The organism is Paenibacillus piri, from assembly GCF_004354045.1.
Taxonomy (GTDB): Bacteria; Bacillota; Bacilli; order Paenibacillales; family NBRC-103111; genus Paenibacillus_S; species Paenibacillus_S piri.
The window spans coordinates 275,582-286,664 of record NZ_SMRT01000009.1; the positions used below are offsets into that span (position 1 = coordinate 275,582).

The following is an 11,083-nucleotide window of genomic DNA, read 5'->3' on the forward strand; positions in this document are numbered from 1 at the left end:
GATGACTTCAGGGCGAGTTTTCCCACAATTAATCGACAGTCTCTCTTTCTTCGCTATTACGAAGTATAAACCGTAGAGCCGGCCTTCACTCCGGCGGTCGACGGAATCATAAACTTTTTGGCTCTCCACCGCGCAAGCACCAGCAGTCCGCGCAGCAGTTCGTCGGCAATCATTGCCGCATAAATGCCGTGCAAGCCCCAGCCCAAATATACAGCCAAATAATACGAGCAGCCAACGGCTACCGACCACATGACAAAGAAACCGACGATCATCACATAGCGGGTGTCGCCAACAGCCGTCAAGGCGTTAACGAGCGCCATATTGAGCATTTTGGCAGGCTGCAGCAGCAGGTTGATTGCGAGCAGAGAGACGCCCATTCCAATAATTTCCGGGTCCGAAGTAAACAGCCGGATCGCCTCCTCGCCGAATACATAAACGAGCAGCGCATTGGCCTGAACAAAGATGAGCCCGATCCAGATCACGCGGTAGGCGCAGCGGTAAGCCGCCTGATAATCGCCCGAGCCAAACAGATGCGCAATGCGGATTTGGCCGGCCAATGCGATCGAATAGCCGATCAAAAAGCAGAACGATTCCATCGTATTCATATACGTTCGCGCGCTCAATTCCTTGGAACCGATCATCGCAATCAGCGCAAAGATGACGAGCTGGGTAAAGCACCAGGACGACATGTTGACGCCGAGCGGCCAGCTGATTTTAACCGTTTCTTTAAATAAGGCGCGGTCGAACAGGCGAAAGTCTTTCCACTCGATTTTTTGCCGGAAGCAGCTGCAAAACAACATAAACATGACCAAAGCGCCAACCAGCCGGCTGAAAGTGGTGGAAAAGGCAACGCCCTCCAACCCGAGCGGCGGAATGCCGAATGCTCCGTAAATAGCGACATAGTTGGTGCCGATATGAATAATATTCATCCCGATGGCGACATACATCGGTCCCCTTGTATTGCCCGTATTGCGGACCACGGTCCCAAGCCCCGCCATGGCAGCCATAAACACCATGCCCCCGCCGACTATCGAAATATATGTCTCGCCGAGCGGTTGCAGCTGTGCGGGGAGCTGCAGCATCCGCGCAATCGGCCCCGCTCCAAAATAGAGCAGTACGCTGAGTACGGCTCCCAATCCGAGGCACAGCTTCGCGCCGATAATCCCGATCAGTCTGCCTTCCGCTTCTTTACCGGCGCCGAGTCTTTGGGCTACAAGAATACCGGCTCCGCTGGCGGCCGCCATAAACAGGATGTTGACGGCCGCGAACAGCTGGCTGGAAATTCCGATGACCGCAACTGCATCGTCGGAAATATGGCTGACCATCAACGTGTCTGCCGTCCCCAGCAAAAACTGCAGCATCATCTCCAGAAAAACTGGCCAAGCCAGCATCCACAGAGACATCTCCGATGCTTTTTTAAACATATGATTTCCTCCATCTCCATGCTTCACGCGTTCTATTTATGTCGCGCGTCTCCTATAAACCGAACTGGTCATTTCACATTATAAAGGGTAAACTGATGTTAAAGTGTAAGTTTTTGAACCAAAACTTTCAACATTCCAACTTGATGAAACGGGAGATGGGTAGCGTGTCGATTCTCCAATTCACCGCTCCGCCGCTGCCGCATTATGTCGCCGGCGGGTTTACGACATTCCAACGGGGCGGTAAACATTTAAACCGTCGGAATATCGGCGTTTTCGATCTGCTCGTCGTTATGCACGGCTGTCTGTATATCGGCGAGGAGGAACGCCAATACGAGGTGGCTGCCGGGCATGCGCTCATTCTCCGTCCTGACCGGCATCATTATCCGACAGAAGGCTGCAGGACGGAGACAGGCCATTTCTGGCTTCATTTCAATACGGACGGGAAGTGGGTAAGCTCCGAGCACGCGGTTGCCGAACCGCAGTTGGACACCTCTGGAATAAATAGGCTGACGGTGCAAACTTTCACGATTCAAATTCCTCAGTTCGTTCGTCTGCAGCAGCCGGGACCGATGTACGAGAAGCTGCGGCAGCTTTCCGCGCTGGAGCTTGAATCGCATAACAACTGGGCGCGGTGGAAGCATCAGCTCATTTTTCAGCAAATTCTCGAGCTGTTGAACCAGTCGCTCGATCTGAATGCGGTACTGCCCGGCGCAAATGTCGCCGATCAGGCGGCAGCGTTTTTGCGCACTCATTATAAGGAAGACATCAAGGCGCAGACGCTGGGGGAAGTGTTAAATTTTCATCCGGTGTACATTGCCCGCTGCATGCAAAAGGAATTCGGCTGTTCGCCTTTTGAGTATTTGATGAAGTACCGGCTGGAGCAGGCCAAGCTGCTGCTGCTGCAGTCGGATTTGCCGGTAGCCCGCATCGCCGAGGAGGTCGGCTTCCATCAGCCTTCGTATTTCAGCTCCAGCTTTGTCAAATATGAGCAAATTTCGCCGCGCGCCTATCGTCAGCGATTCCGGACGAAGTTGAATGATTTGAATTGACGTACAATTTAATTTGTCTTACAATATGACGTATGGTTGAATTAAGCAATAAACTCGCATTTACAAATGAGGTTATCACATGGAAGTTGAAAAGAAAGAATTGAGAATGAAGTCGGTCAAGCGTCAAACGATGGCGAAGCAGGTGGTTGACCAAATTATCGAACTGCTGACCAGCGGCCAGCTGAATCCGGGCGACAAGCTGCCGACCGAAAGCGAGCTTACCGAGCTGTTGTATGTTAGCAGGCCTGTGCTGAGAGAAGCGCTGAGCTCGCTGGAGACGATGGGAGTCATTCAAAGGAAGACGCGGGAAGGCACTTATTTCGCCAACAAGATCGGGAGCAAGCCTTTCTCCATTATGCTCGCATTGTCCGCGGGTGATATTCCGTCCGTGATGGAAGCCCGAATGGCGCTGGAGCTTGGGCTGGTTACAATGGCTGCGGAAAAAATTACAGACGATCAGCTGGAATTGCTGGAAGCGCTTTTAACATCGATGTCCGATCATAAGGAAGACTACCTGGATATCGACAGGGAATTTCACAGGACGATCGCGTTCAGCGCCAATAATCCGATCCTGGAAGGAAGCATTGATCCGCTGCTCAACATGTTCGATGAAACGTTGAACCAAATTTCGCTGACGGACCGCGACCACTCGGTCACGCTGCAGGAGCACCGGACCATTTTCGAAGCGCTGAAAAAGAGAGATCCGATCGCCGCTGCTTCCAGCATGTACCTTCATCTCAATCATGTGCGCGCCAAAGTATTGAAAAAGCTTAACGAAAGCTAATCCGTACGGCAACTTAAACCATTATTGAAAGGGTGGCTAAAAACAATGAGCACGATCGAAAGAAAAGCGCCTGCCGGCATTTTGGGATTTCCGGTCGCTCCGATGGATACGGACGGCAAGCTGAACACAAATGCGCTGGAGGCCAATATTCAGTTTTTGATTGAAGAGGGGCTGTCGTCAATTTTTATCGCCTGCGGCTCGGGGGAATTCCACGCCATATCCCGCAGCGATTACGAGACGATGGTGGAAGTCGCTATTGCTGCGGCGAAAGGCAAGGTTCCGGTTTATACCGGCGTCGGCGGCAATATCAGCAATGCGTTGGAGCTGGCGCAGCTATCGCAGAAGCTGGGAGCCGACGGCTACCTCATTCTGCCTCCCTATTTGATCGAACCGGAGCAGGCCGGTCTGCACAATTATTTGGACACGATTATCCGCAGCACCGATTTGAATGCGATTGTATACCAGCGGGATAATTGTGTGCTCAATTTGCAAACGCTTCAAAAGCTGCTGGAGCATCCTCAGCTGGTCGGCTTTAAAGACGGCCTGGGCAGCATGGATACCAATATCGAAATGACGCAAACGATCGGAGACCGTCTCGGTTGGCTGAACGGCATGCCGATGGCCGAGGTGACGATGCCGGCTTATGTCAATCTTGGCTTCAAATCTTATTCTTCCGCTATATCGAACTACATTCCTCATATATCCAGGCTGTTCTACAATGCATTGTTCAGCAACAATAAAGAGCTGTTGAACGAATTGTACGAGTACGCGATATTGCCGATTAACCGGATTCGCAGACAACGGAAAGGTTACGCGGTTGCCTTGATTAAAGCCGGTATGGAAATTGTCGGTCTGCCGATAGGCACGACCGTCCGCCCTCCGATTATTCCGGTGGAGAAGGAGCATTACCGGCAGCTGGAGCAAATTTTGAAAGTCGTATTCGACAAGTTTCCGAAGAACAATAAATAAACTGCCGGAAGGAGCGGGACTATGAATCCATCATCAGGGAACGAAGTCCGGGGCTCGGCTCCGGTCATTACGGAAATGCTCGTCATCCCGGTTGCCGGGCACGACAGCATGCTGCTTAATCTTAGCGGGGCGCACGGCCCCTTCTTCACCCGCAATATCGTCATCCTGAAGGATAACGACGGGCATACGGGCATCGGGGAGGTTCCGGGTGGCGAAGGCATCCGTCAAACGTTGGAGGACGCGAGAGGCCTGGTGATCGGGCAGTCGATCGGCAGCTATAACAATATTTTGAATTTGGTACGTCAGCGGTTCAAGGACAGAGATTCGGGCGGGCGGGGCTTGCAGACGTTCGACCTGCGTATCGCGATTCACGCTGTCACGGCGCTGGAAGCGTCGCTGCTCGATTTGCTCGGACAGCACCTTGGCGTGCCGGTAGCTGCGCTGCTGGGAGAAGGACAGCAGCGCAAAGAAGTCGAGATGCTCGGCTATTTGTTCTACGTAGGCGACCGGAGCCAAACGGATTTGCCATATTTGAGCGCACCGGACGAGCGGGATGACTGGTTCCGCCTGCGCCATGAAGAAGCGTTGACGACGGAATCGATCGTCCGGCTGGCCGAAGCGGCTCATGCGCGTTATGGCTTCAACGATTTTAAGCTGAAGGGCGGCGTGCTGCAGGGCGATGCGGAGATCGAGGCGGTAACCGCATTGGCCGAGCGTTTCCCGCAGGCGCGGATTACGCTGGACCCGAACGGCGCATGGTCGCTGGAGGAAGCGGTCCGGCTGTGCCGCGGCCAGCATCATGTGCTCGCTTACGCCGAGGATCCTTGCGGCGCGGAGAACGGCTACTCCGGACGTGAAATTATGACCGAGTTCCGCCGCTCGACCGGACTGCCTACGGCAACCAATATGATCGCTACCGACTGGCGTCAAATGGGGCATACGATCCAGCTGAATGCGGTTGATATTCCGCTGGCCGATCCGCATTTCTGGACGATGCAGGGCTCGGTCCGCGTAGCCCAGATGTGCCACGAATGGGGATTGACGTGGGGCTCGCATTCGAACAATCATTTTGACATTTCGCTTGCGATGTTTACCCATGTCGCAGCCGCCGCGCCGGGCAAAATTACGGCGATCGACACGCATTGGATCTGGCAGGACGGCCAACGACTGACGAAGGAGCCGCTGCAAATCACAGGCGGAATGGTGGCCGTTCCCGACAAGCCGGGACTTGGCATCGAGGCGGATATGGAGCAAATCGAGAAGGCGCACCGTCTGTATATGGAAAAAGGATTAGGCGCCCGCAACGATGCCGAAGCCATGCAGTACTTGATTCCGGGCTGGAAATTTGACAACAAGCGTCCTTGTCTGGTTCGCTAGAAGTCTTATTGGCAGCATGCCCGGTAATCGACGGGTCAGGGCAAACAAAGAGGCGAAAGTTGTTGCAGTGTATGCGCTTAATATGGGTAGCATAAAATAGAAGGGGCTGTCCCATAAAGGGATCAACCGGTGAGTCAGTCCCCAAAATAGGCAAAGCCGCCTCCAGCACCACTATTTAAGTGGGAATGGAAGCGGCTTTTTACAAGCAAATTCATATTAGAGTGGGGGCCAATATCCAAAAATAACTTTTGGGATGGCCTCTTCCTTTTTTGTATGCCAAAATGCAAAAGTGCAGTTTCTTCCGTCGATCCCGTTGAAGCTGCAGTGGCATAACCAACCATAAATCGACAGATGCACTCGTTATTGTGTATAATTGTAGAAGTGAACTTCCTAATTCTTGGTTAATGGAGTTGGTCCCTATCCTGTACGCAGCAGCCTTCACGATTTCTTTTATTATCGTATACTTACTCATTCCTCCGCTTGGCCGCTTGGCATTCCGGCTCGATTTTGTGGACAAGCCCCGAAAAGATGTAGAACGGAAAATACATAGGGAACCGATCCCGCTGACCGCAAGTTACGCGATTTTTGCCGGTTTTGCCGTTACATATTTAATCTTTTCCAAAGGCTTTACGATACAGACGGCTGCCATATTAGGCGGTTCGCTGCTATTGCTGGTGATCGGTACGGTCGATGACTGGTACAAAACGCATGGCAAGGACTTCCCGGCGCTTCCCAAAATGATTGTGCAAATTTCCGCCGCGGTACTCGTCTACGCTTCGGGAATTACATTCGACGGCTTTTACAATCCATTCAGCGGGGAATTTATCGGGCTCCCGGAATGGCTGCAGTTTGTGTTGACGATTCTTTGGATTTTCGGCGTGACAACGGTCATTAATTTTACGGACGGAATGGATGGACTCGCCGGCGGACTTGCCGCGATTTCGGCCGTGACATTGTTTGTTGTTGCATTGGTGAAGGGGCAGAACGATTCCGCGGTCATGGCGATGATATTGATCGGCGTATCGGTCGCTTACCTGCGCTACAACAAGCCGCCGGCCAAAGTGTTCATGGGCGATGCGGGGGCGACCTTCCTCGGATTTATACTCGGCGTCATTGCGCTGGACGGCGCCTTCAAGCAGGCAACGGTATTATCGCTGTTTATTCCGATCCTGGCCTTAGGGGTGCCGATCTTCGATAACATCTTCGTCGTGATCAAGCGGTTTCTGCAAGGAAAGCCGATCTATCAGGCGGACGCAAGCCAAGCCCATTACCGGCTGCTGCGGCTCGGACTGAACCCGAAGCAGGTAGTCGTCTTTCTTTGTCTCGTCAGCGTCTGCTTGAGCTTGTCATCGATTATTTTGCTGCTGCTTCAAGTCTGATTCGTGGGCAGTTCCCCTAAGGGCGGCGAAACCTTTTATTTGGGCATAGAAAGGGGCGGTTTACCGATCGCCCAGCATATGCTGCAGCTTGGAGCGTACAATTTTTTCGGCGTCAAATCGCTCTCTGATCGTTGCGGCCCCGTGCGCCGCGATTTCCGCCGCTTCCTCCCAATGCTCCTTCACCCATAACAAAATGTCCGCAAGACGCTCTTCGTTCGGCTCCGTTTCAATATAGTCGATTCCTTGGCGAAGCACCAGGCGGTCGTTGGTCGGATTCGTCGTCACGAGGAGACAGCCTGAAGACATGGCGTCGACGGCCGCTGTCGTAGGGAAGCCGTCCATCGCATATTGGTCGTAAGCGCTGCAATTGACGAATACATGGGTATCCGCATATAGGCTGCGCAGACTTTCGGGCCCAAGAAGACCGTGAAACGTATAGCGGGGGTTCGTGATCAAATGCAGATGATCCTGCCAATCGCCGACGATGTGCAAATGAAAGCCTTCCGGCAGCATGTTAAACGCTTTTATTAATAAAGGAAATCCTTTTCTGGGGAAGTTGAACGCGCAAAAGGTGATCTGGACAGGCCCAGGAAGCAGCCTGGGCGCATACGCGTACAGGCCGGTTTGAATAGCGACGGGATGATACTGGCTCGAAGGGATCGTCCGCAGCACTTCTTCAAAATTGGTGAATACCGTTGTGCAATTGTCGGCGGCCAGCCGCAAAAACTCCGTTTGAATGCGCGGCTCCAATCCAAGCCCTCCGCCCGGGTACAGCGTTGTATGGAAACGAAGGCCGTACTCCTCCATAATCGGCCGGATGCTCAGCTCCGGGCTTGAACCGGGCATCCAGGTTCCGTCGGGCAGGCAGCAGCGGTCCAGCAAACTTAGCGCAAGGTTGATAAACACACAGTAAACATCTGTAATGCCTTCGGTAACGACCATTTCTTTAAATTTGCTAAAATGGAACACTTCGGCGGGGAAATGATCGTGGTGCGGATGGATGGCAAAAAACAATGTGTCGGGCCTTTGCCCGAAAATATGCATGTTTTCCCAATAGCGGAACCCGCTTATTTTCCATGGGAATAAGGTATCGATAACGGCCAGCCGGCGCGCCGGACGCGGCCGGACTTCCGCTTGCTCTAGTGTCATAACGGACTGCCTCCTTTACTAAAATCCGCATGCTCTGCGGGTCAGGTGAAATTACAACTATTGTATGTCGACCGGTACCAAAAGGACCGGGGCTGCGGCCCGGTTCGTCATACGTATCGCGGAACGGGGCAGCGGCTTGCCCGGTATGGATTAAATGACAATCGGGATGGACGGGATGTTCAACTTTGCGTAAATGGCTTCCCTTTGCCGTTAAATTCCTTTATAATTACGAAAAAGCGCTTAACCGGTGCCGGGACGGCACTTTGAATGTGCACGAAACAAGAAAGCCCGCTGAACAAGCAGCGTGCATTTCTCGCCGGCCTTCAAAGGGCGAACGTTTTTGACCGGCGCTGTGTAAACGATTACAATAAGCGGTGCGTACTGCACCTGGAATTTATTCAAAGCAGGGGGAATGAAGATGGCAATAGTCAAATCCGCCAAACCTGAAAATATCGGGCAGCTCGTCGCGCTTGCCGACCGTATATTCCGCAAACCGGGCCAGACATCCATGGGAACCGCTTATGCGCAGCTGTTCGCCAATGAAAATGCCGACCGGCTGCTGATGGTCGAGGAGGACGGGCAGCCGGTGTCACTGGTCGGACTGCTGCCTGCCCGACTGTCTGTCGCCGGCTGTACGATCCCTGTCGTAAGCATGGGATCGGTTTGCACGGACATGGCCTACAGAGGCCGCAATTATGCGGATCTTCTCGTCAAACGGAGCATCGCCCGATGCGCGGAGGAAGGGGCGCAGCTGTTGCTCATCTCGGGAACGAGAGGGCTGTATCTCCGCAACGACGGCATGGAAGTGGGCGGGCTCAAACGGTTTGCGATCCGTTCCGCCGGAGAGCTGCCAAGCTCGGCTGAGACGGAAGCCTATGCAATGCGACCGTACGACGGAGCCGGGGATCGAGCGGCCATGCTGCGTTTGATGGAGTCCGACGGCGCCTACTACATGAGGACGGATGCCGAGCTGGAGCAGCTCATTCGCAGCGCGGCGTTTTTAAGCAACTATCCGGCGGAGCAGCATATTTGGCTGAGCTTTACGGCGGATGGGGAGGCGGCCGCGTATGCCGTGTTCGGGTCGGTCAAGAAGAAGGACGGCGAATCGGTCGTTGAAATCGTCGAATATGCGGGCGGCGACGAGGCGGTCATTGGCCTGCTCGGTCATATTGCGGGCATGTTCGGCTTCCAGCCGCTAAGCTTCCCGGTCATGGCGGCGAGAGCGTCCCTGGCGGAAGCGCTCGTAACGGCCGGCTGCTCCTTCACGGAGGAGACGATTCCGGGGACGATTCGGATGATTGATTTTCAAGGGCTGTGGAAGACGCTGCGGCCTTATATGGAACAGCAGCTCGGCGAAGCGGCGCTTTCCGAATTAAGCCTGACCGAAGTGGGCGGCGGCTGCCGCATCGCATATAAAGGTGAAACGTTAACTGTAGGAAACCGCGGGGCAACGGCGCTGCTGTTCAACGGCCCGTCCATCGTCGGACAAGGCGAGCTGAAGCAGGTGCTGTCCCGGATGTTTCCGCTGCCGTTTCCGTTTACGGAAAGCCTGAATTTCGTATAAGTTCGGCACGAATAGATAAATCGCTTAACCAAGCCTGACGGCTTGGTTTATTCCTTTTTCTTGCAATAAAACGTTTACAAATAAAAATATTCATCAATATGAAAAATTTGGATTGACAAAAAGGGTTATATTGTTAATAATTTAGGTACATCAGGTTAACCGCTTACCCTACTTATCATACTTTACTTAAACCGGTTTAACTGACTTGCATGCTTATTGATAGAAAGGGGAGATTGAACCGGCATGTGGTATTTCAAAGCCGTCGGTAAACGCAAGCTGATCGAATTTATCATTCTCGTCATTTTTGCCGTCTTTTTTATGGGACCTTTGTTGAACCTGCTTTTGTTAGCGTTTACAGGGAAGTGGCAGTATCCGGCCGCCCTGCCGCAATCGTGGTCGCTTGATTGGTGGAAATTCGTGCTGTCCAAAGACGAGGTCGTCAAATCGATCGGGCTGTCCTTCTTAATCGCCACAATTGTAACCGCTTTATCGATCGTTATCTGCATTCCCGCCGCATACGCTTTTGCCCGCATCCGCTTTCCGCTCAGCCGTTTTTTTCTATTCTCGTTTCTGCTGACGCACGCTTTTCCGAAAATGGGGCTGTATGTGTCCATCGCCGTATTATTTTACAAGGTAGGCTTGATGAACACCATGGCAGGCGTCGTTCTGATCCATATTGTGAACACGCTCATGTTTATGACCTGGATTCCGTCCTCTGCGTTCCGCAATGTGCATCAAGCGCAGGAGGAGTCGGCCAGAGACGTAGGGGCGAGCCCGTTCCGCGTATTTTGGAGCGTTACGTTTCCGATGGCGCTTCCGGGAATTATGGTCGCTTCGATCTTCACCTTCCTGCATTCGCTGGACGAAGCGCAGGGCACGTTCCTCGTCGGAATTCCCGATTTCCGTACGATGCCGATTGTCATGTACGCCATCATTTCCGATTATCCGAGTACGGCGGGGGCAGTCTTCTCCATCATTTTAACGCTGCCGACGATCGTTCTGCTGTTGGCTGCGCAAAGATTCGTTACGGCCGACGTCATGTCGAGCGGCTTCCAAATGAAATAAACGACAAAAGGGCAAACGAAACCCTAAGTCCAGCGGTATGATGTCAAGTCCCTGATTCAATCGAATTGGAAATTTTCTTGGCCGTAAAGTAGATCAGTCAGGAAAAATGGACGCATCAAATCAGACCCAGCCTAAAATCCGATTTTTTACCAGAATTTTACTGGGAATCCATGAAGGACTTTGACAAAGGAGGCGTTATCCCTTCGCGTTGTTCACCTTCCTCCGTGGCGTATAAAGTTGGTCGTTGCGTAGCAGCACATCGACCAGACGCACAAGTTTTCTTGCCGTTAAGACGAGGGCGCGTTTGTGTTGGTGCTTGGGAA

General features: G+C 52.9%; 9 protein-coding genes. 7 read left to right on the plus strand and 2 right to left on the minus strand.

What is annotated here, in order from left to right; genetic code table 11:
* Positions 1-56: 56 nt before the first annotated feature.
* Complete coding sequence (locus tag E1757_RS19790) at positions 57-1,424, minus strand: MATE family efflux transporter (RefSeq protein ID WP_246079307.1); 1,368 nt, start codon at positions 1,422-1,424, stop codon at positions 57-59.
* A gap of 155 nt (positions 1,425-1,579) precedes the next feature.
* On the opposite strand from E1757_RS19790, the gene E1757_RS19795 reads away from it, so the two are divergent.
* The 5 genes from E1757_RS19795 to E1757_RS19815 all read left to right on the plus strand — a co-directional run bounded on the left by E1757_RS19795 (position 1,580) and on the right by E1757_RS19815 (position 6,982).
* Positions 1,580-2,473, plus strand: a complete 894-nt coding sequence (locus E1757_RS19795) for a helix-turn-helix transcriptional regulator (protein ID WP_342774579.1) — start codon at positions 1,580-1,582, stop codon at positions 2,471-2,473.
* Between the two features lie 79 nt (positions 2,474-2,552).
* Positions 2,553-3,257, plus strand: a complete 705-nt coding sequence (locus tag E1757_RS19800) for a FadR/GntR family transcriptional regulator (protein ID WP_133231256.1) — start codon at positions 2,553-2,555, stop codon at positions 3,255-3,257.
* A gap of 45 nt (positions 3,258-3,302) precedes the next feature.
* On the plus strand, positions 3,303-4,226 hold the full coding sequence (gene kdgD / locus E1757_RS19805; protein ID WP_133231258.1) for a 5-dehydro-4-deoxyglucarate dehydratase: 924 nt from the start codon (positions 3,303-3,305) through the stop codon (positions 4,224-4,226).
* 21 nt (positions 4,227-4,247) lie between these two features.
* Positions 4,248-5,603 carry a glucarate dehydratase gene (gene gudD, locus E1757_RS19810; RefSeq protein WP_133231260.1) on the plus strand — a complete coding sequence of 452 codons (1,356 nt, stop codon included), beginning with the start codon at positions 4,248-4,250 and terminating at the stop codon, positions 5,601-5,603.
* Between the two features lie 404 nt (positions 5,604-6,007).
* Positions 6,008-6,982 (plus strand): MraY family glycosyltransferase, encoded by a 975-nt coding sequence (locus E1757_RS19815; RefSeq protein ID WP_181956667.1) that lies wholly within the window; start codon positions 6,008-6,010, stop codon positions 6,980-6,982.
* Between the two features lie 60 nt (positions 6,983-7,042).
* Here the strand turns inward: E1757_RS19815 and E1757_RS19820 are convergent, their stop codons facing one another.
* Positions 7,043-8,131, minus strand: a complete 1,089-nt coding sequence (locus E1757_RS19820; protein ID WP_133231264.1) for a glycosyltransferase — start codon at positions 8,129-8,131, stop codon at positions 7,043-7,045.
* Positions 8,132-8,549: 418 nt separating this feature from the next.
* Here E1757_RS19820 and E1757_RS19825 point away from each other — a divergent pair, with 418 nt between their 5' ends.
* Both E1757_RS19825 and E1757_RS19830 read left to right on the plus strand, forming a co-directional pair.
* Complete coding sequence (locus E1757_RS19825) at positions 8,550-9,695, plus strand: GNAT family N-acetyltransferase (protein WP_165972187.1); 1,146 nt, start codon at positions 8,550-8,552, stop codon at positions 9,693-9,695.
* Positions 9,696-9,938: 243 nt separating this feature from the next.
* Positions 9,939-10,760: an ABC transporter permease gene (locus E1757_RS19830; RefSeq protein ID WP_133231268.1), complete on the plus strand. Its 822-nt coding sequence runs from the start codon at positions 9,939-9,941 to the stop codon at positions 10,758-10,760.
* Positions 10,761-11,083 lie beyond the last annotated feature (323 nt).